Below are 24973 nucleotides of genomic sequence, written 5' to 3' on the forward strand. Positions count from 1 at the left end.
CCGGCAAAGTGACGGGGGAGGGACTCGTCGTTGCGGCCAACCGGCCCTCGATCGGCCTTCCCGGGTCAGGAGAAGAAGATGCGCCGTCTGCTCGCGGTCACCGCGCTGCTCACCATGCTCTCCGGCACGGCCGGCTGCTCCACCGCTGGGACCGCCGAGGGCGCTGGCTCGGCGGCCGCTGGCACTCCTCCCGGCCCGACCGGCATGCCGGCCAGCGGTGGTGTGGCGGGCGGCGACGCCACCCAGGTCTGCGCCGCCGCGCAGGAGGCCAGCACCACTGCCGTCCGGACGTACGTGGCGGAGCTGGGCCAGATGCTGGCGGCGGTGGGCGCCGGGGACAGCCGCACAGCCGAGGCCGCCCGGGGACGGGCTGAGGCGGCGCTGACGAACTGGCGGACCGTGCTGCGGGAGCAGTCGGAGCGGACCGACGATCCGCAGCTCAAGACGCTGCTCACCGACCTCGGCACCGAGGTTTCCGCGCTCGGTGCCGACGTCGAGTCGATCGACGAGACCGAACTCGACCGCCTCCAGCAGCGCCTCGACCAGCTCTGCGCGCGCTGACCAGGGCGGGCCGGTTTGGGGTCCGGGCCAGCGATGGCGTACTCTTGCCTGCGGCCCACCTTTGGTGTGCCGAGTTCCCGTGTGCCCGCGCCGCCGTGCACTGCTACCCGGCGAGCCGCTGCGGGAACGACCGCCAGCAGCCTCAACGACAGGGAGTCCGCCTCCGATGTACGCGATCGTCAAGACCGGCGGCAAGCAGTACAAGGTCGCCGAGGGCGACGTGATCGAGGTCGAGAAGCTCACCGGTGCCCCCGGTGACGCGGTGAAGCTCACCGCGGTGCTCCTCGTCGACGGTGACGACCTGGTGACCGACGCGGCGAAGCTTGCCGAGGTCGCGGTGTCCGGCGAAATCGCCGCGCACACCAAGGGCCCGAAGATCCGGATCCACAAGTTCAAGAACAAGACCGGCTACCACAAGCGCCAGGGTCACCGCCAGCCGTTGACCCAGGTCAAGGTGACCGGCATCTCCAGCGGGAAGTAGGTCGTCCTCCAATGGCTCACAAAAAGGGTGCGTCCAGCTCGCGTAACGGTCGTGACTCCGCGGCCCAGCGACTCGGCGTGAAGCGCTTCGGTGGTCAGGTCGTCAGCGCCGGTGAGATCATCATCCGGCAGCGTGGCACCAAGTTCCACCCCGGTGACCTGGTCGGCCGTGGCGGCGACGACACGCTGTTCGCGCTGTCCGCCGGTTCGGTCCTGTTCGGCACCAAGCGCGGTCGCAAGACCGTCAGCATCGTTCCGCAGCAGTAGTTCTCGGGCTAAGCGGGCCGCGGACCTCCGGGTCCCGGCCCGCTTAGCCTTTTTCGAAGTGCGAGGTCGAGCCTCGCTGGAAGGATTGACGCCGTGGCAACGTTCGTTGACCGGGTCGTTCTGCATCTGCAGGCCGGCGATGGCGGGCACGGTTGTGTCTCGATCCACCGCGAGAAGTTCAAGCCCTTCGGTGGGCCGGACGGCGGCAACGGTGGGCACGGGGGCAGCGTGTCCCTGGTGGTCGACCCGCAGGTGACCACCCTGCTCGACTTCCACTTCCACCCGCACGTCAAGGCCGACAACGGCAAGGGCGGCGCCGGCTCGAACCGGGACGGGGCCAACGGCCGCAACCTGGTGCTGAAGGTGCCCAACGGCACGGTGGTGCAGACCTCCGATGGCACCGTGCTGGCCGACATGGTCGGCGCCGGCACCACCTTCGAGGTCGCCCGCGGTGGGCGCGGCGGGCGGGGTAACGCCTCGCTGGCCAACGCCAAGCGCAAGGCGCCCGGCTTCGCCGAGCTGGGGGAGCCCGGCGACCAACTGGACATCGTGCTGGAGCTGAAGAGCGTCGCCGATGTGGGCCTGGTGGGCTTCCCGTCCGCCGGCAAGTCGTCGCTGATCTCAGTGATCTCCGCCGCGAAGCCGAAGATCGCCGACTACCCGTTCACCACACTGGTGCCCAACCTCGGCGTGGTCCGGATGGACAACCACACTTTCACCGTCGCGGACGTGCCGGGCCTGATCCCCGGCGCGGCCACCGGTAAGGGCCTGGGCCTGGAGTTCCTGCGACACATCGAGCGCTGCGCGGTGCTGGTGCACGTCATCGACTCGGCGACCCTGGAGCCCGGCCGCGACCCGGTGGCCGACATCGACGCCATCGAGGCCGAACTGAGCCAGTACGGCGGCCTGACCGACCGCCCACGGCTGGTCGCCATCAACAAGGTCGACGTGCCGGACGGCCGCGACCTCGCCGATATCGTGCGCCCCGACCTGGAGGAGCGCGGTTACCAGGTGTTCGAGGTCTCCGCGGCCACCCGGGAAGGGCTCAAGGAGCTGACCTACGCGATGGCCGAGCTGGTCGACGCAGAGCGTAAGGCCGCTCCGCCCGCCGAGCCGACCCGGATCGTGATCCGCCCGATCGCCGTGGACGACGACGGTTTCACCATCACGGCCGAGGCGGACGGCTCGTTCACCGTGCGCGGTGTCCGGCCGGAACGCTGGGTCAAGCAGACCAACTTCGACAACGACGAGGCGGTCGGCTACCTGGCTGACCGGCTGGCCCGGCTCGGGGTGGAGGACAAGCTGGCCAAGGCCGGCGCGCAGCCCGGTGATCTGGTTCGGATCGGCGCGCGCGAGTTCGACTGGCAACCGACGCTCTTCGCCGGTGTGGACTTCGTACCCGGCAACCGGGGCACCGACGTCCGCCTGGAGGAGAAGTCGAACCGGGCCTCCGCCGCGGATCGGCTCGCCGCCCGGAAGGCTCGCCGGGTGCGCTCGGCCGACGATTTGGGCGCGGACGCATCCGACGACAACATCGACGACGAGGACGACGCCGAGTAGTTCGTTGCGCTCCGTGGTGGGGTTGATTTCCGGAAACCTGCCCGAAATCCACGCCTCCTAGCGTGGGGTGATGCTGATCGAGTCCCGGCCTGCCACCGATCCGGAGATCGCCGCCATGGTCATCGCGCAGCAGCGTGAGCTGCGCGAGGCCGATGGTGGGTTGGACGGGCAGGTCTTCGTCCCCCATGACGACGTCCGCTACCTGGCGGTGGTGGTGAACGGTCGGGCGGTGGCCTGCGGCGGGCTCCAGGCGCTCGATGCCGAGACCGGCGAGGTCAAGCGGATGTACGTCCGGCCCGCGTACCGGGGGCGGGGGATCGGTCGCCAGTTGCTCGCCGCGCTGGAGGAGTGCGCGTTCCGGCAGGGGCACTCGGTGGTCTGCCTGGAGACGGGCACCTACCTGCCGGCCGCTATCGCCCTGTACACGGCGTGTGGCTACCAGCAGATTCCGGTCTACGGCGAGTACGTGGGCAACCCGTACAGCGTCTGTTTCGCGAAGCGTTTGCCGGTCGCGGCCTGACGGCCGCGTCGCCGCTGCCGCGTCGCCGTTTCAGGCGCCGGTGCTGGCGTGCTCGACGGTCACCGGCTTCGACTCCGGCGAGGCGTGCTGGCGCAGCACGATGCTCAGCAGGATCAGCGCGCCGACCGCGAGAAACTCGCTCTGCCAGTTCTGCATGGACTGGAACCAGAAGTCGCTGGTGCCGAGGAACTCCCACACCCCGATCGGCGGCGCCCCGCTCTGGAGCGCCTGCTCCTGGTTGTACGCGGCGGTGCCGCCGAGCAGGTGACCGACGAACGAACCGGCGAAGATCAGCAGCAGCGCGAGGGAGAGGCTGTTCCGGTAGATCACCAGCGGCAGGCCGCCGACGCGTACCGGCAAGGGTGACTGCGGGGTCGCCCGGCGCTCGTCGTCCTCCGGTCGGTCGGTCTGGTCCATCGGCTTCGACTCGGCCGAGCCCCGCTGCACCAGGTACGCGGTGAGCAGCACGTACCCGCCCATCTGCAGGAACTCGGACTCCCAGTTCTCGAAGACCGCCTCGGCGAAGTGCCCACTGGTCAGGTACGCCGGCCAGCTCAGCGGCGCGGCCCCGAACTCGGTCAGCTCCTCATTGTGGGTCTGCCAGCCGAAGACGCTCTGCAACACCAGAAAGACCAGGAACGCCCCCAGCATGGCGATGGCCAGGGCGTTGTCACGCAGCCGACGAGGCATGACCGCACCTCCTTCGTGGGTCGATTACCCCCACGGGCGTAGGCACGAAACCCAGGTCAGTGCCGGTCGGCGGGGCTGTCCAGCCGTCCGCCGGTCCCCGCCTGGTTCGACAACAGCAGCCCGAGCGCGAGCATCCCGAAGCCGAGCGCCAGGTGCAGCCAGTTGTCGGCGTCGTTGACCGGCAGGATGTTCGCCCCGCCCTCCGGGTTGACCGCCTCGATCGCCAGGCCGTACAGCCAGAGAGCGAGGTAGATGGCGCCACCGGCGGCCAGGAACACCCGGGCGCCGGCGACGCTGCGGGCCAGCGCCAGGCCGACCAACCCGAAGAGCAGGTGCACCGCGTTGTGCAGGATCGACACCTGGAACAGCCCGAGCAGGTGGGCGTCCGAGTGGTGCCCAGCGAACCGCAACTCCCCGTAGTCGGTGGTGATACCGGGGATGAAGCCGAGGACGCCGATCAACAGGAAGACCCCGGCCACGACCAGCGCGGCCAGCTGGACCCGGGGTCGTGGGCCAGCCGCTCGGCCGCCTCGTGCGTCTCGTGCCATCGCTGCCCCCTCCGTGGATCTACCGGCCTCGCGAACCTCACTGTCCGCAGCGGCGACGTGACGCAGCCCGACGATCCTCCATTTTGAAGAGCAACAGGTGGGCCGCGCAGATAAATGCACGAAGAGGTATGGAACCCAAAACGGAGGGTAGGTGAATGGTCAGCGGCGGCGGCAACGCGTCGCATCCCCCCAGCACAACCGCGACGACTTTCTGAGCGGAAGGGAAATCATGACTAACGATCTTTCACCTACGTCTTCCACGTACGGGCAGCACTCGACCAACGGCGGTGGCGTCCGCGACCAGGCGCGCCAGGTCGGGTCGGAGGCCGCGCAGGCCGGTGGCGCGGTCGCCCAGACCGCCAAGGAGCAGGGCACCGAGGTCGGCCGTGAGGCAGCCCGGCAGGCCCGCAACCTGTACGGCGAGGCCCGTAGCCAACTCACCAGCCAGACCGGTGAGCAGCAGCGCCGAGCCGCCGGTGGGCTGCGTTCGCTGGCCGACGAGATGCGCTCGATGGCCGAGCAGGGTGGCCAGGCCGGCCCGGTGACCGAGCTGGCCCGCCAGGCCGCCGACCGGGTGCAGGGCGTCGCCGGTTGGCTTGAGCAGCGCGAGCCCGGCGACCTGATCACCGAGGTACGCGACTACGCGCGGCGCAACCCGGGCACCTTCCTGGTCGGCGCGGCGGTGCTCGGTGTGCTGGCTGGCCGGCTGACCCGTGGCATCTCGGCCGCCGGCGACGACTCCGGCAACGGTTCCTCGACCTTCCGGGGCGCCGGGGCGTACGACCCGGAGGAGACCGCCGTGATCCCGACGCAGCCGCCGGCGCCCCGCGCGGTGCCGGACGCCGTTCCGCCGGGCGGCTACACCGACCAGACGCCCGGTACCTACGCCGACCCGGCGCCCGGCGGCTTTGCCGAGCCGGGCCGGGGCGACTACCCGGAGCACTCCGGCACCGGCCAGCCGCTGCCGCCGGTGACCCAGACCGACCCGCTGCCGGGCGTGCCGTCCAGCGGCAGCCCTCGCCCGTGAGCCGCCGAGTCATCCGAGAGGAGGCGACGGCATGAGCATGCCGACGCAGGGGTCCGGACTGGACTCCGGTTACCACCCCGACGCGGATGCCCCGCACACCGCGTCGGAGGTGAAGGGCAGTTCGCTGGGTGACCTGATGCGTCAGGTCACCACCGACCTGTCGACGCTGATGCGTCAGGAGGTTGAGCTGGCCAAGGCCGAGATCCGCCAGGAGGGCAAGAAGGCCGGCAAGGCCGCAGGCCTCTTCGGCGGTGCCGGCTTCGGCGGCTACATGGTGGCCCTCTTCGTGTCCATCGGCATCTGGCAGTTCCTGGACAACGTCATGGACTCCGGTCTGGCCGCGCTGATCGTGGCCGTGATCTGGGCCGTGGTCGCCGCGGTCCTCTACTCGAAGGCCAAGAAGAACGCCCAGCACGTACGCGGGCTCAAGCAGACCAACGACAGCGTGCAGCGGATCCCCGACGCGCTCAAGCCGCACCCGGAGGGAGTCACCCGATGAGCACCGATCCCGATCAGATCCGCCGCGAGATCGAAGCCACCCGTAACAGCCTCAGCTCCGATGTGGATGCGCTGGCGTACAAGGTCAGCCCCAGCCGCATCGTCGACGACCGTAAGCAGCGGGCCCGTTCCGCTCTGCAGAATGTGAGGGACAAGGTCATGGGAACCGCGTCTGACCTCGGCCACGGCACCGGCCAGGCCGCCCACTCGGTGGGTGACCGCGCCTCGTCGGCGGCCTCCGGTGTCAGCGACGCCGCGCACTCGGCCGCGACCACTGTCAGCGACGCCGCGCACAGCGCGCCGCGGGTGATCCGGCAGAAGTCCCAGGGCAACCCTCTCGCCGCCGGCCTGATCGCGTTCGGCGTCGGCTGGCTGGCCTCGTCGCTGATCCCGGCCTCCCGCCGCGAGCAGCAGGCCGCCGCCCAGGTGAAGGCCAAGGTCGGCGAGCACAGCGGGGCCGTGAAGGAGAAGCTGGGCGAGGTGGCCAGCGAGCTGCGCGAGCCGGCCCAGCAGGCCGCCGAGTCGGTGAAGTCCACCGCTCAGGACGCCGTGCACGCGGTCAAGGACGACACGAAGTCCGCCGCCCACCAGGTCAAGGACCACGCCACCCCCTGACCCAACCCCCAACCAGCACGACAGCTCGCGGTCACCCTCTGGTGCCCGCGAGCTGTCGCGTTGGGGTCAGCGCCGATCTTGCGGTTTCGGCTGGAGTTCTGTGGGTTTACCGGCGGTTTCGTCCCAACCGGAAGTGCAAGATCGCGGGGAGCCGTGGGTTGCGTGGGGCGGGGTTGGCGGCTCGGCGGATGCGGGTGTCGCCGTAGCGGACGCCGCCCAGCAGGAGGCGTTGGGTGACCGCCAGCCAGCCGCACACACCGCGTTCCAGCAGCCAGAGTGGGGCCGCCAGTGCCGTGGCCGGCGGGAACACCCGGGTGCCGCCGGCGCGGCGGCGACCCGTCTCGGCCAGGGCGACGACACCGGCCGCCGCGCCGAGCAGCAGCCTGGGCCGGCGCGACGCGACCGCCGCCGCCAGGGCCGGCAGCACCGCGAGCGCGATCAGCAGGCGAGCCGGCTGAGCCAGATCGTCGTACGCCTGACGGACCCGTTGACCACGGAAATGCGCGCCATCCGGAGGTAGTCGGCGGACGTACAGCCAGGCCGGATTGGCTTCGGTGCCGCCGTACCCGCGCACCGTGCGGATCAGCTCCAGGTTCTCGAAGAGCACGTCCGGGTCGTACCCGCCCATGGCGAGGAAGGTGCTGCGCCGCACGGCAAGGGTGCCCGGGTAGTCCACCCCGAGCGCCCGGTTGAGCAGCGTGCGGCCGGTGTCCCACCAGGCGTGCCAGGGCAACGGGTCGAAGTAGTTCTGCGGTCGTACCAGGTCGGCCCGGCCCAGCAGCCGGTGTACCGCGCTCAGCGCGGACTCGTCGTACCGGACGTCGTCGTCGGCGATCACCACGTGCTCGTGGCCGGCCGCGCGGACGCCGGTGTGTACGCCCAGCACCTTGCCGTTGAGCCCACGCTCACTCGGATCCGGCGGGAGGTGCCGGACCAACCCCCGCCACGTCTCGGCGTGCCGGGCGAAGACGTCCGGAGGGGAGCCGTCGACCACGAGCACCTCCACCCGGTGACCGATCCAGCGCAGGTAGTCGGTCAGCTCGGCCAGGCCGGTGTCGGTGTGCCAGCGCAGCGGCAGCACGTACGTCATCGGCAGGCGGACCGGCGACGTGTCGGCGCCCTCGGGCGCGACCTCCCACCGGCGGGTGGCGCACCGGGCGTTCTCAGTACTGCTGAACGAGGACATGGCAACTCCGTGACGGACAGGGTCGCGGTCGGTGTTGAGCAGCATCTGCCCGCATTTCCGTCGATCAAACAGCGGGTCGTTCCGACTGCCGGACCCCGTGTCCGGTTGTCCGGGTGGAGAAGCTGATGACGGGAGGACGGGCGTGAGGGCGCTCTGCTGGGAAGGCGTCGGCAAGCTGGCCGTCCGGGACGTGCCGGAGCCCCAGATCCGCGCCGAGGGAGACATCATCGTCCGGGTCCGGGGCAGCAGCGTCTGCGGCTCCGACCTGCACCTGATCAACGGATACCTGCCGGCGATGCGGGAGGGGGACATCCTCGGCCACGAGTTCATCAGCGAGGTGGTGGAGATTGGGCCCGGCGTACGGCGGCACCGGGTCGGCGACCGGGTGGTGGTGGGGTCGGTGGTCGCCTGCGGTGGCTGTTGGTACTGCCGGACCGAGCAGTGCTCGCTCTGCGACAACTCCAATCCGCAACCGGTGTTCACCGAGAGGCTGTGGGGGCACTCGCCGGCCGGCATCCTGGGCTGCTCGCACGCCGCCGGCGGCTACTCGGGATCACACGCCGAGTACATCCGGGTGCCGTTCGGCGACATCGGCGCCTTCGCCGTACCCGACGGGGTGCCGGACGACTCGGTGGTGTTCGCCTCCGACGCGATGCCCACCGGGTGGATGGCTGCGGACTTCTGCGGGCTCACCGGTGGCGAGGTGGTTGCCGTCTGGGATGCCGGTGGAGTCGGTCAGATGGCGGCCCGTTCGGCGCAACTCCTGGGTGCCGAGCGGGTCATCATGACAAGGCACTGGTGCTGCGGATGGGGCAGATGCACGCGCAGCGCTACATCCCGATGCTGCTCGACCGGCTCGCCGCCGGCGAGATCGACCCCGGTCATCTGGCCACCCATCCGCTCTCCCTGGAGCAGGGTGCCCAGGGGTACGAGCTGTTCGAGAAGAAGGAGGACGGCTGTCTGCGCAGCGTCCTGCATCCCTGACGGCCGGGCGTATCCGCCTCGCCGGTCGCTGCGATCGGCGGGGCGGGGTCAGCCGGCGCGGCGGACGTTGGTGAGGGTCAGCCCGAGGGGCGGCAGCGCGGGCATCCGGTGCAGATCCAGGGCCAGGTTCTGGACGGGAACGTCGTAGCGCATGGTGGTGACGAGGTTGGTGACCGCCCGCTTCATCAGGTCGATGGTGATCCACTCGCCGGCACAGCGGTGCCCGGCCCAATGGTCGCCGCCGCCCTGCGGGATCAGCTCGAACGGGTCGACCCGGCGGCCGGCGAACCGCTCCGGGCGAAACAGCTCCGGTTGCGGCCAGAGCGTCGGGTGGTGGTTGGTGCCGTAGAGGTCGAGCAGCACCCGTCGGCCGCGCGGAAAGTGGTGGCCCTGCCAGTCGAAGGACCGCCGGACCCGGGCCGCCGCGATCGGAAAGAACGGGTAGTAGCGGCGTACTTCCTGGACGAAGTGCTCGGTGGCCTCGTCGTCGTCGCGGACCCGTTCCCGCCAGGCCGGATGGTCGTGCAGGGCGAGCGCGGCGAAGGTCATGTACTGGTCGACGGCTACCACCGGGCGCAGCACGTTGAGCAGCTCCACCCCCGCGATCCGCCGGGGAAGGAGATTGCCGCGCTCGTCGCGGTGTTCGGCGATCACGGCCAGGGCGGTGCCGGCCGGCGCCGGTGAGAAACCGACCCGGGTCCGTTCGATGAGGTCGGCGAGCCAGTGTTCGGCGCGGTACCGGGCCAGCCGTCCCCTCCAGTGCCGAGGTCCGAGCACGGCCGGAGCCTCGATCATGGCGTGCAGCTCGACGGCGCGACGCTCGACCTGCGACGCGGGCAGCGGCACCCCGGCCCAGGCACAGACCACCCGGGTCAGCATTCGGCCCAGCTCGTCGTAGAGCGACACCGGGCCCGCACTCTCCCAGGCGGCGACCCGGGTCCGCCACTCGTCGTCGAAGAGCTGGCCGAGCCGCTGGATCGCCGCCGGTGTCATGATCGACATGAACATGGCCTTGCGGTCGGAGTGCTCCGGCCCGTCCAGCCCCTGCACCCCGCCCCGCCCCGTCAGGGTTCGCTGCACCCGCAGCGGCATCGCGGTGGCGCGTTGGAAGCGGTCGTTGTCGTAGAACAGCTCAGCCGCCGGCCGGCCGCGCAGGCAGATGGTCGGGGCGAGCAGGATCCGGGTCTTGAAGACATCGCTGCCGTACCGCTCGCAGCGTTCGCCGATGAACCGGTAACCGGCGCGGAGCAGCGCGAGGGTGCTGTCCGGGCTGCGGTCGGCCGGCATGGTCGCCATCGGGTCTCCTCACGCGCAGGTGCGGCTGGTCGCCGTTTGCCGTGCGCGCTTACCCCCGTCCACGGCGCTGAACCCCGCCCGGCTGGCCCCTCCCAGGGGCGGCGGAACCTGGTTTGCTGCTGGTGGGACGAGCACGGGGAGGGCGGATGCGCGACAACAGTTCACCGCGCTGGCGGCAGCGGCGCGCGGCCGGGGCACTCGGCGCAGGCCGCGACGGGCGGTCACTGATCGGGCCGCCGCGGCGGCCCAACCGTCCGCACCGGTTCTTCACAGTGCACCTGGGCTTCACCGCGCCCGGCCCGGCCGAGGCCCGGGAGCTGGCCGTGGCGTACGCGGAGGCGCTGAGCCTGCTCCGCTCGGAGGTGGCACTCGGTGCGGCGGCCCTGTCACCGGCGGACGCCTGGCAGCGGGCCGAGCGGCTGTTCTGCGGCGCGGTCGGCCCGGACGGCGAACGCTGCGTCGACGTGGCCGACCATCCGGGCTTCCACCACGCCCCGGGCCCGGGTGGCCTCGGCTGGGGTGACGGCGACGGCCCCGGCGATGGTTGACCACCAGCTCCGGTGGGCCGATCCGGGAGTGCGCCGGCCGACCCGCCAGCGTGGCCGTGCCGGTGTCCCGACCACGGGCACCGGCACGGCGATCCACCACCGACGGGTCGGCGGGCACGGTCAGTCCAGGTCGAACTCGCCGTCCTGCGCGCCGGCCACGAAGGCGTCCCACTCGGCCTGGGTGAAGACCAGCACCGGCCCGTCCGGCTCGGCCGAGTTGCGCATCCCGATCAGATCGTCGACGAAGGCGACCTCGACGGCGCTGTCGGAGGTGTCCCCCTCGGCCCGCTGCCAGACCGCCCGAGAGAGGTCGAAGTCGCCCTTGGGGTGCTGCGCCATGGTTCTTTCCTCCAGTGCCGAGGGTCGTGTGGTGACCGGGTGCCGATCCCCATCGGGCAGGATAAGCGGATGCCGAGCCTGACCCGTGTAGAGGCGACCGCGCGTGGCGCGTCGATTACTGTCGAGTCCTATCAGGTGGACCTCGACCTGACCGGTGACGGCGACCTGTTCCGCTCCCGCGTCGAGATCCGGTTCCGGGCCACTGCCGGCGCCGCGACCTTCGTCGAGGTCAAGCCCGCCAAACTGCGCGGTGTACGCCTCAACGACCGCGACCTGGACCCCGCCCTGCTCACCGACAACCGGCTGCCGCTCGACGACCTGGCCGAGGAGAACACGCTCGTCGTCGAGGCGGAGATGGCGTACTCCAAGACGGGGGAGGGGATGCACCGCTTCGTCGACCCGGCCGACGGCGAGACCTACCTCTACGCCGAGTCCTTCCTCGACAACGCGCCGCGCATCTTCGCCGCCTTCGACCAACCCGACCTCAAGGCCCCGGTCACCCTATCGGTCACCGCGCCGCAGCAGTGGATCGTCGCCGGCAACGCCGAGCTGGCCGCCAACCCCGCCCCCGGGCGCTGGGAGTTCGCCCCGAGCGCGCCCCTGGCCACGTACTTCTTCTCGCTGATCGCCGGGCCGTACCACGTCCGGCGGGCCGAGCACGACGGCATACCGTTGGGCATCTACTGCCGCCGGTCGCTCGCCGATCACCTGGACGCCGACGCCGAGGAGATCTTCACCATCACCCGGCAGTGCCTGGACCGGTTCCACCAGCTCTTCACCGAACGCTACCCGTTCGGCAAGTACGACCAGGCGTTCGTGCCCGAGTTCAACGGCGGCGCGATGGAGAACCCGGGCCTGGTCACCTTCCGTGACGACTACGTGTTCCGTTCGGCGGTCACCGACACCCAGCGCGAGCAGCGGGCCGGCACCATCGCCCACGAGATGGCCCACATGTGGTTCGGTGACCTGGTCACCATGCGCTGGTGGGACGACCTGTGGTTGAACGAGTCCTTCGCGGAATACCTCGGCACCCGGGTCACCGCCGAGGCGACCCGCTTCGATCAGGCCTGGACGACCTTCGCCATGCGGCGCAAGGCCTGGGGCTACGCCGCCGACCAGCGGCCCTCCACCCACCCGGTCGCCCCACGGGAGGTCGTCGACGCCGAGGCGGGCCTGCTCAACTTCGACGGCATCTCGTACGCCAAGGGTGCCAGCGTGCTGCGGCAGCTGGTCGCGTGGCTCGGCGACGAGGCATTCCTCGCCGGCCTGAACGCGCACTTCGCCGCACACCGCTTCGGCAACGCCACCCTCGCCGACCTGCTGGCCAGCCTCTCCGCCAGCAGCGGGCGGGACCTGTCCGACTGGGCCGAGCTGTGGTTGCGCCGCCCGCAGGTCAACACGCTGCGTGCCGAAGTCGCCGTCGACGCGGACGGTCGCTACACCGAGGTGGCCGTGGTGCAGACCGCGCCCGAGTCGTACCCGGTGCTGCGCCCACACCGGATCGGCGTGGGCCGCTACTCGATGGACGGCACCGGGCGACGCGACGAGGTGGACATCGACCCGAACGCCGACGGAGGCCGTACCGTGCTCGGTGCGTTGACCGGCGAGCCGGCGGCCCGGTTGTTGCTGCTCAACGACGGTGACCTCACCTTCGCGAAGGTACGCCTCGACCCGGCGTCGGCGGACGCCGTCCCGCAGGTGCTGCCCGGTCTGGCCGACCCGCTGGCGCGAGCGGTGCTCTGGCGCGAGGCACTGGACGCGGCGACCGACGGCGAGCGGCCGGTCACCGGCCTGGTCGACCTGATGGCCGCCGCGCTGCCCACCGAGACCGAGGTGATCATCGCTGAGGACGTGCTGACACTCAGCCGGTCCCTGGTCGACCGCTACCTCGACCCGCTGACCCGCTCCACGGCGCTGGCCAGGGTCGCCGGGACGTGCCAGCGGCTGCTCGACGGCGCGCCGGCCGGTGAGTCGCTGCAGCTCGCCGCCGCACGGGGTTGGATCGCCGCGACCACCGACGCTGACCTGCTGGTCGGTTGGCTCGCCGGCCGGGACGTGCCGGCCGGTCTGAAGGTCGACGCGGAGCTGCGCTGGGCGGTGCTGCGTCGCCTGGTGGTGCTGGGCGCCGCCGGCGAGGCGGAGATCGCCATCGAGGCCGCCGCCGACAACAGCTCCACGGGCGCGGAACGGGCCGCCCACTGTCGGGCGGCCCTGCCCGACCCGGTGACGAAGCAGGCGACCTGGGAGATCATCCTGCGGGACACCGCGCTGTCCGGTCGGCTGCTGGAGGCGATCACCGAGGGGTTCTGGCAACCCGAGCAGGCCGACCTGACCGCCGCGTACGTCGATCGGTACTTCGCGGAGATGCCGGCCGCCGCGCACCGCCGTACCCCCTGGACGGCCGACCGGGTGGCTGCCCTGGCGTTCCCCCGCTACGCCGTGGCGCAGCCCACCCGGGAGGCGGCCGCGGCGCTGCTGGCCCGCGACGACCTGACCCCTGGCCTGCGCCGGGTGGTGACCGACGCCGACGACGACCTGCGTCGCGCGCTGGTCGCCCGGACGGCGGTGGCCGCCGCCTCGGCCTGACCGCTGAGCAGCGTGGCCTGACGCCGTGGGGTGGCCGGCGGGGGCTGACCCGCCGTGGCCTGGCCAGCGCAGGCTGGCCCAGCACGGGCTGGCCGCTGCGGGGTGGCTGGCCGGCCGCCCCGCAGCACAGCTCAGCGCAGGGCGGGCTCCGCCGTGACCGGCGCGTCCCAGTCGATGACGTAGCGCTGCTCGTCGGCGACGGTCTTCTCCGGGTCCAGCACCGTGCGCACCATCAGCGGCATCAGCAACGGCATCAGCGTCCGCGCGACCGCACCGGGGGCCTTCGCGTGGTTGATCCGGGCCGCGCGGGCCGCGACCTTCTCCACCCGGGTACGACGCAGCCGCACGTACGCGGCGAAGGCCGCCTCGACGTCCGGCAGGTCGCGTAGGCAGCGGGCGAGTTGCACTCCGCTCTCGATGGCCAACGACGCACCCTGCCCCGAACTGTTCGACGGTGCGTGCGCCGCGTCGCCGACCAGCACCATCCGGCGCCGATACCAGTGCGGCACGGGCGGCATGATCTGCAATGACCCGACCACCTGGAGGTCGTCGGCGTTGCTGTTCACGACCAACTCCCGGCCCGGGTCGTCGTCGCCGTAGGTGGCGCGCAGCGTGTCCAGCCACTGCTCCGCCGGCACCGCCCGGGCCTCGACGAGGCTCATCGGCCGCTGCTGCGGCAGATTGGCCCCCCACCGGGTGCCGCCGCCGGGCTCCGGCCAGTACAGGTAGTAGCCGCGCCGGCCGAACGCGAACGTCATCGTGCCCGGCTCGGCGTCCACCTCGTGCCGGGCGACCGCCTCGAAGCCGAGCAGCCCGGTGAACCGGGGACCGGGCGCGGCCCGGTCGATGAGACCGCGGACCGTGGAGCGGATCCCGTCCGCGCCGACGAGGATGTCCGCGGTCGCGGTGCTGCCGTCCTCGAAGCGTGCGGTCACGCCGTCGCCGGTCTGCTCGGCGTTGACCAGTCGCTTGCCGTACGCGAACGGCACGCCCTCGGCGAATGCCTGGTCGTGCAGCACCTGGTACAGCTCGGCCCGGTGCACCACGTGCAGCGGTGGCACCCCGGTCAGCGTGGGCATGTCGATGCGGCGGCGGCCGACGGCCAGAGCGCTGCGGTCGATCGGTGTGGCGATCGCCGTCACCGCCTCGTGCGCGCCGACCGTACGCAGAGCCGCCACGCCGTTGGGCGCGAGGGCGAGTGTGCCGCCGATGCCGCTGGCCGTGGTCGGGTACGCCTCGTAGACGGTTGCGGTGATGCCGGCGCGGCGCAGCGCGAGCGCTGTCACCGGCCCGGCGATGCCACCGCCGATGACGATCGCGGTTCGTACCGTGGTCATGCTCTCTCCCTGGGTGTGGTCGTTGGTGCGCGGGCGCGCGGACCTGGTGTGGTCGGTGCGCGGGCGCGCGGACCTGGTGTGGTCGGTGCGCGGGCGCGCGGACCTGGTGTGGTCGGTGCGCGGGCGCGCGGACCTTGTGCGGTCGGTGCGCGTGCGCGCGGACCTGGTGTGGTCAATGCGGGCGCGCGGACCTGGGAGGGAGCCCGGTTATCCTCGTGGTTGCCGCTTCGGGCCGGGTGCCTTCCCAGGCGTCGGTTCGGGGTCAGGGCCCCGGTGAGGTGTTGGCGCACCTCGCCGGGGCCGCTCTTCAGCCGGTGGTGTCGGCTCTCCGGCTGCTGCTGTCGGGGCGTTCGGCGCTGTCGGGGCTGGCCTCCCGGGTGTGGGTGGTTGGGGTGTCGGGGTCGGCCTTCGGGGTGCTGGTTTTCTGGGCCAACTCGGTCAGCTCGGCCGGCATCTCGCCGGTCTCGTGGAAGGTCCGCCAGGTGTCCAACCCGGGGTAGCTGCCGGAGGTCAGCTCGGCGAGCAGCGCCCGCAGCCAGGCCGCCTCGGCGTCCCGCATGGCGAGGTCGTACTCCGACTCCACCAGGAACAGTCGCGGGATCTCCCGCAGGTGCGCGTCGAGCGTTTCGCGGTCCTGGCGGATCGCGGCGTCGAGCAGATCGAGCCGTTGCCGCAGCAGGTCGGTGGCCTCGTCCGGGTGCAGCGCGGCGAGCACGGACAACCCGGCCCGGAAGCGGGGATGCTCCGCCATCGGGGTGGAGACCAACTCGCGGGCCCAGTCGACCAGTTCCGCCCGCCCCGCGTCGGTGATCCGGTAGACGGTGCGTTCCGGGCGTCGGCCCTCGCGCACGCTCTCCACCGCCTCGATCAGGTGGTGTTTGTCCAGGTTGCCGATCACCGTGTAGAAGGACCCCCACTTGAACTCCATGTCCTGGTCCTTGCCCCAGGCACGCAGTGCGGTGGCGATCTCGTACGGGTGCATCGGCCGCTGGACCAGGGCGGACAGCACGGCCAGCGCCAGCAGATTGCCGACCTTGCGCCGCTTCGGCACGACGCCCCCCTCGCTCGTTGACGTTTACTCGTAGACGAATATACGCCACGGGGAGGATGCAGCGACCCCCACGTGCGGTGCCCTTGCGTGGGTGCCCTGCGTGCGGCGCCCCTCCCTTGATCGACTCGTTTTTCATGAACTCGCGGTGTCCGGGTCTCCCGGAAGGGCCGACTTTCAGGAAGTCGAGTTGATCACGGCCGGGCAGCTGAGTTGATCACCGAGCGGGGCTGAGTTGATCACCGCGGGACGTTGGGGCGGTCGCGGCGGGCTGGGTTGTGGCTCTCAGGGGGTGACGTACGGCGGTGCCGGGCCGGAACGGTCGGCCACGACGCCCGGCCTACGATCATTGGGTGGAGGAAGATATCCGGCGGATCGGGATCATGGGTGGCACCTTCGACCCGATCCACCACGGGCACCTCGTCGCGGCCAGCGAGGTAGCGGACCGGTTCGGCCTGGACGAGGTGGTCTTCGTGCCCACCGGGCAGCCCTGGCAGAAGGCCGACGAGCCGGTCAGCCCGGCCGAGGACCGGTACCTGATGACCGTGATCGCCACCGCCTCCAACCCGCGCTTCCAGGTCAGCCGGGTCGACATCGACCGCGGCGGGCCGACCTACACCGTCGACACGCTGCGTGACCTGCACGCCGAGTACGGCCCGAAGGTGCAGTTGTTCTTCATCACCGGCGCGGACGCCTTGCAACGCATCCTGTCCTGGAAGGACCTGGACGAGATCTTCGAGCTGGCCCATTTCATCGGCGTGACCCGGCCCGGTTTCCCGCTGAGCGACAAGCACCTTCCGGCGGATACTGTCAGCCTGATCCAGGTGCCCGCGATGTCCATTTCGTCGACCGACTGTCGTGCTCGGGTCGCCCGGGGCGAGCCGGTCTGGTATCTGGTGCCCGACGGTGTGGTGCAGTACATCGCCAAGAGGAACCTCTATCAGCGCTGAGCGCACCCGTTATGCCCAGGTTCGTGGCACTAACCGACCAGAACTGGACGATCGGGGTGCCGCCGGGTATGAGACGCTTGGAGGATCGCACGCTTGATCGAAGGAGAACGGTGACAGTTTCCGAACGCGCTCACGAGCTGGCTGTCGCGGCCGCCCAGGCCGCCGCCGACAAGAAGGCGCAGGACATCACGATCATCGACGTCGGCGACCAGCTCGCCATCACCGACGCGTTCGTGCTCGCCGCCGCCCCCAACGAGCGGCAGGTGCTGGCCATCGTCGACGCCATCGAGGAGAGCCTGCTGGAGCTGCCGGAGAAGGCGAAGCCGGTGCGGCGCGAGGGCGAGCGTGGTGGCCGCTGGGTGCTGCTCGACTACGTCGACATCGTGGTGCACGTCCAGCACACCGAGGAACGCGAGTTCTACGGGCTCGACCGCCTCTGGAAGGACTGCCCCACCATCCCGTTCGTCGATCGCGACCTGGTCGAGGCCGACGCCAGCGGGTCCGCCACCGCCGAATGACCCGACTGATCGTCTGGCGGCACGGCAACACCGACTGGAACGCCGCCAACCGCGTCCAGGGGCAGACCGACGTACCCCTCAACGAGCTCGGCCGCGACCAGGCCCGCGCCGCCGCTCCGCTGCTTGCGGGGCTGCGGCCCGACGCCATCGTGGCCAGCGACCTGAGCCGCGCCGCCGACACCGCCGCCGCGCTCGCCACGCTGACGGGTCTACCGGTACGCGCCGACGCCCGGCTGCGCGAGCGGCACTTCGGCCAGTGGCAGGGTCTGCACCTCACCGAGGTCGCCGAGCGGTTCCCCGAGGAGTACGCGCGCTGGCGGGCCGGCGACCCCGACCCGGGCGCGGATCTGGAGCCCCTGCACGACCTCGGAGAGCGGGTCGGTGCCGCGCTACAGGAGGCAGCCGACGCGGCCCCGGGCGGCACCGTGGTGATCGCCACTCACGGTGGCGGTTCCCGGCAGGGCATCGGTCACCTGCTCGGCTGGGACACCGCCGTGCTGCGCACCATCGGTTCGCTGGCCAACTGCCACTGGACCGAGCTGCGCCACGACGACGTCCGCGGCTGGCAGTTGCGGGCGCACAACGTCGGCCTGATCACCGCCCCGGTCGCCGTCGACGCGGTCTGAGCCTTCGCGCCTCGGCGTTCCCGGCCGCGATCGGCTAGCGTGCCGGGCATGCCCGTCGCGGTTGTCATCGACTCCACCGCCTACCTTCCGCCCGAGCTGGTGCAGGCGCACCGGCTGACCGTCGTGCCGTTGACCGTCGTGCTCAACGGCGCGGAAGGGCTGGAGGGGGTGGAGACCCAGCCGGCCGACGCCACCCTGGCGCTGAGCGCCCGCCGGGTCACGGCGACCACCTCCCGCCCGGCGCCCGAGCAGTTCGCCCGGACGTACCGCCGACTGCTCGACGCCGGCGCCGACGGGATCGTCTCGGTGCACATCTCCGCCGCGCTGTCCGGCACGGTGGAGGCCGCCCGGCTCGCCGCCGCCGACCTGGACGGCCGGGTCGAAGTCGTGGACAGCCGCTCGGCGGGTATGGGGCTGGGCTTCCCGGCCATCGCCGCCGCCACTGCCGCCGAGGCCGGCGCCGACCTTGCCGCTGTACGCGACACGGCGCTCGCCGCCATCGCCCGCACCACCGTCTGGTTCTACGTCGACACGCTGGAGTTCCTGCGCCGGGGCGGCCGGATCAACGCGGCCGAGGCGTTGGTCGGCACCGCGCTGTCCGTCAAGCCGATCATGCACATGCCGGACGGGGCGATCGTGCTGCGGGAGAAGGTCCGCACCGCCAGCCGGGGAGTGGCCCGTCTCGTGGACCTGGCCGTCGAGGCGGCCGACGGCGACGACGTGGATCTCGGGGTGCACCACCTGGCCGCGCCGCAACGGGCCGAGGCGTTACGCGCCGCGCTGACCGAGCGGCTCGGTGACCAGCTGCACGACACGTACGTCTCCGAGGCGGGTGCCGTCGTCGCCGCGCACGCCGGGCCGGGCCTGGCCTGCGTGGTCGTCCACCGCCGACCGGAGGGCTGAGCCGTGCCCACGTCGTGCGTGGTGACCGGAGGCGGTCGCGGTGTCGGCCGGGCCGTGGTGGAGCGGCTACTGGCGACCGGCGTCACCATCGTCGTCCTGGAACGCGACGCCGACGCGGTCGACTGGTTGGCCGACCATCCGGCCGCCGATCGGCTCGTCGCGGTGGTCGGCGACGCCGCCGACGAGCAGGTGGCCGAGCGCGCCGCCGAGCTGGCGGACCGCGCCGCGCCGCTGACCGGCTGGGTGAACAACGCAGCGGTGTTCCGCGATGCCACGCTGCACTCCGCGTCGGCCGACACGGTGCTGGACCTGATCGGGTTGAACCTGCGCCCGGCCGTGGTGGGCGCCGCAGTCGCCGTCCGCCGCTTCCTGGCCCGCGCCGCCGGCGGCGCGATCGTCAACGTTTCGTCGCACCAGGCCCGTCGACCGGTGTCCGGTGCCCTGCCGTACGCGACGGCGAAGGCCGCCGTGGAAGGGTTGACCCGGGCGCTGGCCGTCGAGTACGGGCGGCACGGCATCCGCGCCAACGCGGTCGCGCTCGGCTCGATCGCCACCGAGCGGCACGCCGAATTCCTGGCCGCGCAGGAGCCCGCCCAGGCCCAGTGGATCGACGCCGAGCTGAATCGGCTGCACCCGGTGGGCCGCATCGGGCGGGCCGAGGAGGTGGCCGAGGCGGTCGCGTACCTGCTGTCGCCCGCGGCGAGCTTCGTCAACGGGGTGACGCTGCCGGTGGATGGCGGACGGGCCGTACTCGGCCTCGACCCAGAGGCCCGCTGACCGCCTAGATCGCTCGGCTTCTAGCTGTCGGCGACGAAGACGCCCTGGCCCTGCTGACCGTAGATCAGGTTCCGTTCGTGCAGCTCCTTCACGGCTCGATAGGCCGTGGAGCGTGCAACGTTGTACAGCTCGCCGATCTCGGACACCGATGGCAGTTGTTGGCCAGGCGAGTATTCGCCCGAGCGGATCTTCTGCTCGATGTCATCCGCTACGCGGCGGTAGTGCGGTGGTCTCGTCGGCATGAGCGGCTCTCCCGGACTTCAGCGGAGATCATGTTTCCAGCCCGGGCGTGATCGAGACAAGGCGGCAACGCAGCAAAGTGGAGACAGTGAGAACTTGACTACAGTGAGACAGTGGATACAGTGAGACAGCGGCCGGGTGCTCCTGGACTTCAGCACTCCCGAGGTATCCGGTCTGCCCGCCCTGAGGGAGCGCATCGCAAGGCTTCGGCCCCCAGGGCGGGCTACTTCGGATCGCGCGGAGGCGCCGACATGCCAATCGATGAACCGGTGTCCACGGCGACCGAACTGTTCATGGCCAAGCGGGTGCTGGATGCCCACTGGACCCGGGCGCTCGACCGGCCGTGGCGGGCAGGCGGATGCCTGGAGTGCCGAGGACGCAGCGAGTGCCGACAACTCGACTGGGCGTTGGCGGTCATGGCAGAAGTCGCCTCGGTCATGCTCCAGAAACGGTGAATGATCCTGCCCGCGCCGCTGTGTTAGCCTCCGTGCGCGCCCCAGATGGGCCTACCCCCCCCGGAGGTTCTGGCTACTTCAGCCACCACGCCGAGATCGACGCGATGTGCGCGTCTCTCGTGCGGGATCCGGGGCGTCGGTGCCCTCGGGGCTTCGTCATCTGCGTGGCTGGGTGAAGGCTGTGGGCCTCCGGTCGGGTCTTCGGATCGACCGGGAAGAAGACGGTACGCATGACAGTCACGTTCAACCACACCATCATCGCCAGCAAGGACAAGAGCGCCTCGGCCGCGTTCTACCGGGAGTTGTTCGAGCTGCCGGAGGCACCATCGTGGGGGCCGTTCGCCAACGTTCAACTGGATGAGGGTGTGCTGCTCCAGTTCGCCGAGCCGCCGGTGGACATCCAGATGCAGCACTACGCGTTCCTCGTCGACGACGAGTTGTTCGTGCGGTGCCTGGCGTTCGTCGAGGGGCGTGGCATCACGTACTGGGCCGACCCGCAGCTGAAGCGGGAGGGGGAGACCAACACCGAGCACGGCGGGCGGGGCTTCTACTTCTTCGACCCGGCCGGCCACGCCATCGAGATCATCACCCGGCCGTACCTGTAGCAGGCCCGTCGGCCGGTCGGGCGCGGTTGCCCCACCGGTCGTCAGCCTCGCTGCTGAGCCTCGTGGGTCGTGGGGCCGCTCTCGCCCGGCCGTACGGGATTAGTCAGCTGGAACCCCGACGCCGCGAAGTTGGCCCCATGCTCGCGGTCGGACAGCACGAACGTCCCGCCCCGCCGCTCTGGCTGCCAGCCACTCTTCAGGCCGCAGGTGATGACCGCCCGCACGTCGGCGGGTGTGGGGTAGCCGTTGTCGACAACGTACGGAGCCACCTCCGTAGCAGATCTGGGCATGATCAGGGCGTTGTCCACAGTGGCAGTGGTTGTCCACAGGGCAGCGCCGTCACCTCCCACTGTCCCGGCCGCCGCCATAGCGTCGCGCTGTGTCGCACGACGAGGAGACAGAGGTACGCCAGCGCCTGCGCCGGCTGACGGAGGCGTTTGTCGCACCGCTGCCCCGGCCGGAGGCGCCGCTCGCGGGCGTACCCCCGTCCGCCCTGGTCGGCGCGCAGCCCGCAGACGTGCTGCCCCGGGCCGCCGCGTTGGTCGCGGAGCCGGCGTCGGACGGCCTTGCGGTCCCGCCCGAGTCGCGGCTGCCCGGGCCGGGGGCGTTCGACCCCGGCCGGCGAGGTGTGCGGGCGTTGGCGGTGGTCGCCGTGGTGGTGGTCGTGGGTGCGGCAGGTTGGGCCTGGCAGGCCCGGCCGCAGTCGGAGCCGGCCGCCCCGCTGGCCAGCGACGCCGCGTCGGCTGCGCCGACGGCTGACCCCAGGGTGTCCGGCTCCGGCGAGGTGGTGGTGGCGGTCGCGGGAAAGGTCCGAAAACCCGGTTTGGTACGCCTGCCGGCCGGGTCCCGTCTCGCCGACGCGGTGCAGGCGGCCGGCGGCGCGCTCCCGGGGGTCGACGTGGCGCTGCTCAACCCCGCCCGCAAGGTCACCGACGGCGAGCTGATCGTGGTCGGGGTGACGCCACCGCCGGTGCCGGGCGGTGCGGCCGGGCCTGCGGCGGGCGATGCGGGACCCGCCGTCGGGCCGCTGAACCTCAACACCGCGACACTGGCGCAGCTCGACGCGCTGCCCGGGGTCGGTCCGGTGCTCGCCCAACGGATCCTCGCCCATCGAGATCAGCACGGCGGGTTCAAGTCCGTTGGCGACCTACGCCAGGTCGACGGGATCGGCGATGCCCGTTACGAACAGCTCAAGGATCTGGTGACGGTGTGAGGCAGTCCATCGTCGCCGCTGACCCACCGCCGGCTGGGCCGGCTCAGACCGCGCTATCGGCCGGCCGGCCCCAACCCCGGTTGCCGGCCGGGCCAGGGCAGCCCGCGCCGCCGGCCGGCAGGGCCTGGTCGGAGCCGCCGGATCTGCGGCTGGCTGGGCTCGCCGTGGCGGCCTGGCTCACCGCGCTCGCCGGCCTGCACCTCGGCAGCCGGACCATACTGCTGGTGGCCGGCACGACGGCCGGTCTGACGGCAATTGGTGCTGTGCACCTGCTCGGCCGCCTCGGCCATCCCCGAGCTGTGGTGCGGCGCTACGGGTGGGTGGCCGTGGCGGTCGGCCTCGGAGTGGTCTGCGGTGGCGCGGCCACCGCCGCCCGGCTCGCCGTTCGCGACGCGCCGGCGATCCGCGCCCTCGCCGAACAACGCGCTCCGATCACCGCCGACCTGGTCGTCCGGGACGATCCGCGGCCAATCCGGAGCGCCGGGCGGCCGGGGATGCTGCTGGTGTCGTCCGAGCTGGACCGGCTCACCGGCCCGGACGGTCGACGGATCCACGCGTCGGTGCGGCTGCTCGTCCTGGCGACCGACCCGGCGTGGCGGGGCCTGCTGCCCGGGCAGCGCCTCACCGTCGACGGCCGGCTCGGCGTTCCGCGCGGCGGCGACCTCACCGCGGCGGTGCTCAGCACCAACGATCCGCCGGAGCGGCACGGCACGCCGTCCTGGGCGCAGCGCGCCGCCGGGACACTGCGTACCGGCCTGCAACGGGCCTGCGCGCCGCTGCCCGACGACCCCGGTGGGCTGCTGCCCGGTCTGGTGGTGGGCGACACCAGCCGACTGCCACCCGCCGTCGAGGAGGACTTCCAGGCCACCGGGATGACCCACCTCAACGCGGTCTCCGGCTCCAACGTGGCGATCGTGGTGGGTGCGGTGCTGTTGCTGGCCCGGTGGTCGCGTGCCGGCCCGTGGCTCGCCGCCGCGCTGTGTGGGGTGGCGCTGGTGGGGTTCGTCATCCTGGTCCGCCCGTCGCCGAGCGTCGTACGGGCCGCCACGATGGGAGCGATCGGGCTCGCCGCGCTCGCCGCCGGTCGACCTCGGGCGGCGCTGCCCGCGTTGGCCGCCGCCGTGACCGTGCTGGTGCTCGTCGACCCCGAGTTGGCCGGGGATCCCGGGTTCGCCCTCTCCGTGCTGGCCACCGGTGGCCTGCTGCTGCTCGCGCCGCGTTGGCGGGACGGATTGCGTCGGCGGGGCGTCCCGCCCGGGCTGGCCGAGGCGCTGGCAGTGCCGGCGGCTGCCCAACTTGCCTGCGGCCCGGTCGTCGCCGGGATCTCCGGGACGGTGAGCCTGGTGGCGGTGCCGGCGAACCTGCTGGCGGTGCCGGCCATCGCGCCAGCGACAGTGCTGGGTGTGCTGGCGGCCATGGTGTCGCCGATCTGGCCGGCCGGCGCCGAGTTCGTCGCGTGGCTGGCGAGCTGGCCGGCCTGGTGGCTGGTGGTCATCGCCCGCCAGGGTGCTCAACTGCCCGGTGGCACCCTGCCGTGGCCGGGCGGGGTGCCCGGTGCCCTGCTGCTGACCGGGCTGACCGTCGCGCTGCTGATCGCGGTGCGCCGGCCACTCGTACGCCGGCTGGTGGCGGTGGTTGGGGTCGCCGCCGTGCTGGGTGCCCTGCCGGTTCGGCTGCTGGCCGCCGGCTGGCCGCCCGCCGGGTGGGTGGTGGTGGCCTGCGCGGTGGGGCAGGGCGACGCCCTGGTGCTCCCGGTCGACCCCGGCCGGGCCGTGGTGGTGGACGCCGGGCCGGAACCGGGTGCGGTGGACGGTTGCCTACGTCGGCTCGGCGTACGGGAGGTGCCCCTGCTGGTGATCAGTCACTTCCACGCGGACCACGTGGGCGGGGTGGCCGGAGTGTTCCGAGGGAGGCGGGTGGGTGCCGTGCTGACGCCGTCGTCGACCGACCCGGAGAACGGTCGGGACCTGGTTCGGGTGGCGGCCATCGGCGGGCGGGCCGCGCTGCTGACCACCGTGGCCGGCGCTCGCCACCCCGTGGGCGGGGTCGACCTGCTGGTGCTCGGCCCGCCGTACCCGCTCGCCGGGACCAGGTCCGACCCGAACAACAACTCGCTGGTGCTGCGCGCCACGGTGGCCGGGGTACGGATCCTGCTGGCCGGCGACGCGGAGACCGAGGAGCAGCACGCGGTGCTGGCGCGGGCGGCCCCCGGCCAGTTACGGGCGGACGTGTTGAAGGTCGCGCATCACGGGTCGGCGTACCAGGACCGGGGCTTCCTCGACGCGGTCCGGCCGACGGTGGCGCTCGTGCCGGTGGGCACGGGTAACACCTACGGGCACCCGAGCCCGGGGCTGCTCGCCCACCTGGGCAGGAGCGGCGTGCGGGTGCTGCGCACCGACACGGACGGCGACGTGGCGGCGGTCCGAACGGGCGACGGTCTGGCGGTAGCCCGCCGAGGTGTGCCCGCCGGCCGGCGGCCCTGAGTCGCGGACGGCTGCCCTCCGCGGTTCCCTTGATCCGGTGTGGATCAAGAAGGCGGACTTCCGATTATCCCGACGATTTGCGAATTGAAGAGAGAATTGAGTTGGATGTCTGG

The 24973-nt window shown here is 71.8% G+C and carries 28 protein-coding genes and 1 pseudogene; 20 read left to right on the forward strand and 9 right to left on the reverse strand.

The genetic code is table 11. The features are described from left to right. Positions 1 to 78 precede the first annotated feature (78 nt). The 5 genes from ACIA47_RS29650 (at position 79) to ACIA47_RS29670 (ending at position 3388) form a co-directional block, all read left to right on the forward strand. A complete protein-coding gene (locus ACIA47_RS29650) occupies positions 79 to 561 on the forward strand; it encodes a hypothetical protein (RefSeq protein ID WP_396711599.1) in 483 nt (160 codons plus the stop codon). A 166-nt stretch (positions 562 to 727) separates the two neighbouring features. Continuing rightward, on the forward strand, positions 728 to 1042 hold the full coding sequence (gene rplU, locus ACIA47_RS29655) for a 50S ribosomal protein L21 (RefSeq protein ID WP_007464063.1): 315 nt from the start codon (positions 728 to 730) through the stop codon (positions 1040 to 1042). 11 nt (positions 1043 to 1053) lie between these two features. Continuing rightward, complete coding sequence (gene rpmA, locus ACIA47_RS29660; RefSeq protein WP_030491740.1) at positions 1054 to 1308, forward strand: 50S ribosomal protein L27; 255 nt, start codon at positions 1054 to 1056, stop codon at positions 1306 to 1308. Positions 1309 to 1401: 93 nt separating this feature from the next. Next, entirely contained in the window at positions 1402 to 2868 is a 1467-nt protein-coding gene (gene obgE, locus ACIA47_RS29665) for a GTPase ObgE (RefSeq protein ID WP_396711600.1), read from the forward strand. Positions 2869 to 2938: 70 nt separating this feature from the next. Continuing rightward, positions 2939 to 3388 carry a GNAT family N-acetyltransferase gene (locus ACIA47_RS29670; protein WP_112680972.1) on the forward strand — a complete coding sequence of 150 codons (450 nt, stop codon included), beginning with the start codon at positions 2939 to 2941 and terminating at the stop codon, positions 3386 to 3388. Between the two features lie 30 nt (positions 3389 to 3418). On the opposite strand, the gene ACIA47_RS29675 is transcribed toward ACIA47_RS29670, so the two are convergent. Next, entirely contained in the window at positions 3419 to 4078 is a 660-nt protein-coding gene (locus tag ACIA47_RS29675; RefSeq protein ID WP_396711601.1) for a DUF6766 family protein, read from the reverse strand. Positions 4079 to 4134: 56 nt separating this feature from the next. After that, positions 4135 to 4626, reverse strand: coding sequence for a DUF4383 domain-containing protein (locus ACIA47_RS29680; RefSeq protein ID WP_396711602.1), 492 nt, complete (start codon positions 4624 to 4626; stop codon positions 4135 to 4137). Positions 4627 to 4855: 229 nt separating this feature from the next. Here ACIA47_RS29680 and ACIA47_RS29685 point away from each other — a divergent pair, with 229 nt between their 5' ends. From ACIA47_RS29685 to ACIA47_RS29695, 3 genes are read left to right on the forward strand one after another with little or no spacing between them, the layout of a single operon-like run. Further along, positions 4856 to 5653 carry a hypothetical protein gene (locus tag ACIA47_RS29685; protein WP_396711603.1) on the forward strand — a complete coding sequence of 266 codons (798 nt, stop codon included), beginning with the start codon at positions 4856 to 4858 and terminating at the stop codon, positions 5651 to 5653. 31 nt (positions 5654 to 5684) lie between these two features. Continuing rightward, the gene (locus ACIA47_RS29690; protein ID WP_396711604.1) at positions 5685 to 6152 is read left to right on the forward strand and encodes a phage holin family protein; all 468 of its coding nucleotides are present in this window, start codon (positions 5685 to 5687) and stop codon (positions 6150 to 6152) included. Next, positions 6149 to 6766: a DUF3618 domain-containing protein gene (locus tag ACIA47_RS29695; RefSeq protein ID WP_396711605.1), complete on the forward strand. Its 618-nt coding sequence runs from the start codon at positions 6149 to 6151 to the stop codon at positions 6764 to 6766. The genes ACIA47_RS29690 and ACIA47_RS29695 overlap by 4 nt, the downstream gene beginning before the upstream one ends. A gap of 106 nt (positions 6767 to 6872) precedes the next feature. Here ACIA47_RS29695 and ACIA47_RS29700 read toward each other — a convergent pair whose 3' ends face one another. Continuing rightward, positions 6873 to 7952, reverse strand: coding sequence for a glycosyltransferase (locus tag ACIA47_RS29700; RefSeq protein WP_396711606.1), 1080 nt, complete (start codon positions 7950 to 7952; stop codon positions 6873 to 6875). 142 nt (positions 7953 to 8094) lie between these two features. Here ACIA47_RS29700 and ACIA47_RS29705 point away from each other — a divergent pair. Beyond that, a pseudogene (locus ACIA47_RS29705) lies at positions 8095 to 8936 on the forward strand (alcohol dehydrogenase catalytic domain-containing protein). A gap of 48 nt (positions 8937 to 8984) precedes the next feature. Here the strand turns inward: ACIA47_RS29705 and ACIA47_RS29710 are convergent. Next, positions 8985 to 10232 carry a cytochrome P450 gene (locus ACIA47_RS29710; protein WP_396711607.1) on the reverse strand — a complete coding sequence of 416 codons (1248 nt, stop codon included), beginning with the start codon at positions 10230 to 10232 and terminating at the stop codon, positions 8985 to 8987. 146 nt (positions 10233 to 10378) lie between these two features. Here ACIA47_RS29710 and ACIA47_RS29715 point away from each other — a divergent pair, with 146 nt between their 5' ends. Then, the gene (locus tag ACIA47_RS29715) at positions 10379 to 10780 is read left to right on the forward strand and encodes a hypothetical protein (protein WP_396711608.1); all 402 of its coding nucleotides are present in this window, start codon (positions 10379 to 10381) and stop codon (positions 10778 to 10780) included. A 120-nt stretch (positions 10781 to 10900) separates the two neighbouring features. Here the strand turns inward: ACIA47_RS29715 and ACIA47_RS29720 are convergent, their stop codons facing one another. Beyond that, complete coding sequence (locus ACIA47_RS29720) at positions 10901 to 11119, reverse strand: DUF397 domain-containing protein (RefSeq protein ID WP_030336536.1); 219 nt, start codon at positions 11117 to 11119, stop codon at positions 10901 to 10903. Between the two features lie 69 nt (positions 11120 to 11188). Here ACIA47_RS29720 and pepN point away from each other — a divergent pair, with 69 nt between their 5' ends. After that, complete coding sequence (gene pepN / locus ACIA47_RS29725; RefSeq protein ID WP_396711609.1) at positions 11189 to 13705, forward strand: aminopeptidase N; 2517 nt, start codon at positions 11189 to 11191, stop codon at positions 13703 to 13705. 131 nt (positions 13706 to 13836) lie between these two features. Here the strand turns inward: pepN and ACIA47_RS29730 are convergent, their stop codons facing one another. Together ACIA47_RS29730 and ACIA47_RS29735 are read right to left on the reverse strand one after the other, a co-directional pair. Next, entirely contained in the window at positions 13837 to 15042 is a 1206-nt protein-coding gene (locus tag ACIA47_RS29730; RefSeq protein WP_396711610.1) for an FAD-dependent oxidoreductase, read from the reverse strand. 307 nt (positions 15043 to 15349) lie between these two features. After that, positions 15350 to 16093, reverse strand: a complete 744-nt coding sequence (locus ACIA47_RS29735; protein ID WP_396711611.1) for a PadR family transcriptional regulator — start codon at positions 16091 to 16093, stop codon at positions 15350 to 15352. A gap of 350 nt (positions 16094 to 16443) precedes the next feature. Here ACIA47_RS29735 and nadD point away from each other — a divergent pair, with 350 nt between their 5' ends. The 5 genes from nadD to ACIA47_RS29760 all read left to right on the forward strand — a co-directional run bounded on the left by nadD (position 16444) and on the right by ACIA47_RS29760 (position 19864). Then, on the forward strand, positions 16444 to 17040 hold the full coding sequence (gene nadD, locus ACIA47_RS29740; RefSeq protein ID WP_203124014.1) for a nicotinate-nucleotide adenylyltransferase: 597 nt from the start codon (positions 16444 to 16446) through the stop codon (positions 17038 to 17040). Positions 17041 to 17150: 110 nt separating this feature from the next. Continuing rightward, the gene (gene rsfS, locus ACIA47_RS29745; protein WP_203124025.1) at positions 17151 to 17558 is read left to right on the forward strand and encodes a ribosome silencing factor; all 408 of its coding nucleotides are present in this window, start codon (positions 17151 to 17153) and stop codon (positions 17556 to 17558) included. Next, positions 17555 to 18184 carry a histidine phosphatase family protein gene (locus ACIA47_RS29750; protein ID WP_396711612.1) on the forward strand — a complete coding sequence of 210 codons (630 nt, stop codon included), beginning with the start codon at positions 17555 to 17557 and terminating at the stop codon, positions 18182 to 18184. The genes rsfS and ACIA47_RS29750 overlap by 4 nt, the downstream gene beginning before the upstream one ends. Before the next feature lie 48 nt (positions 18185 to 18232). Beyond that, positions 18233 to 19087, forward strand: a complete 855-nt coding sequence (locus tag ACIA47_RS29755) for a DegV family protein (protein ID WP_396711613.1) — start codon at positions 18233 to 18235, stop codon at positions 19085 to 19087. 3 nt (positions 19088 to 19090) lie between these two features. Continuing rightward, positions 19091 to 19864, forward strand: a complete 774-nt coding sequence (locus ACIA47_RS29760) for an SDR family NAD(P)-dependent oxidoreductase (RefSeq protein ID WP_396711614.1) — start codon at positions 19091 to 19093, stop codon at positions 19862 to 19864. Positions 19865 to 19884: 20 nt separating this feature from the next. Here ACIA47_RS29760 and ACIA47_RS29765 read toward each other — a convergent pair whose 3' ends face one another. After that, on the reverse strand, positions 19885 to 20106 hold the full coding sequence (locus ACIA47_RS29765) for a GntR family transcriptional regulator (protein ID WP_091409860.1): 222 nt from the start codon (positions 20104 to 20106) through the stop codon (positions 19885 to 19887). Positions 20107 to 20355: 249 nt separating this feature from the next. Here ACIA47_RS29765 and ACIA47_RS29770 point away from each other — a divergent pair, with 249 nt between their 5' ends. Together ACIA47_RS29770 and ACIA47_RS29775 are read left to right on the forward strand one after the other, a co-directional pair. Further along, positions 20356 to 20559, forward strand: coding sequence for a hypothetical protein (locus tag ACIA47_RS29770; protein WP_141710518.1), 204 nt, complete (start codon positions 20356 to 20358; stop codon positions 20557 to 20559). Positions 20560 to 20789: 230 nt separating this feature from the next. Then, positions 20790 to 21164 carry a VOC family protein gene (locus ACIA47_RS29775; RefSeq protein ID WP_112604312.1) on the forward strand — a complete coding sequence of 125 codons (375 nt, stop codon included), beginning with the start codon at positions 20790 to 20792 and terminating at the stop codon, positions 21162 to 21164. Between the two features lie 41 nt (positions 21165 to 21205). On the opposite strand, the gene ACIA47_RS29780 is transcribed toward ACIA47_RS29775, so the two are convergent. Continuing rightward, entirely contained in the window at positions 21206 to 21433 is a 228-nt protein-coding gene (locus tag ACIA47_RS29780; RefSeq protein WP_396711615.1) for a hypothetical protein, read from the reverse strand. Between the two features lie 110 nt (positions 21434 to 21543). Between ACIA47_RS29780 and ACIA47_RS29785 the strand changes: the two genes are divergently transcribed. Both ACIA47_RS29785 and ACIA47_RS29790 read left to right on the forward strand, forming a co-directional pair. Next, positions 21544 to 22377 (forward strand): helix-hairpin-helix domain-containing protein, encoded by an 834-nt coding sequence (locus ACIA47_RS29785; protein WP_396711616.1) that lies wholly within the window; start codon positions 21544 to 21546, stop codon positions 22375 to 22377. Between the two features lie 80 nt (positions 22378 to 22457). Beyond that, the gene (locus ACIA47_RS29790; RefSeq protein WP_396711642.1) at positions 22458 to 24860 is read left to right on the forward strand and encodes a ComEC/Rec2 family competence protein; all 2403 of its coding nucleotides are present in this window, start codon (positions 22458 to 22460) and stop codon (positions 24858 to 24860) included. Positions 24861 to 24973 lie beyond the last annotated feature (113 nt).

The sequence above is a fragment of the Micromonospora sp. NPDC051227 genome (assembly GCF_044455385.1).
Classification (GTDB): domain Bacteria; phylum Actinomycetota; class Actinomycetes; order Mycobacteriales; family Micromonosporaceae; genus Micromonospora.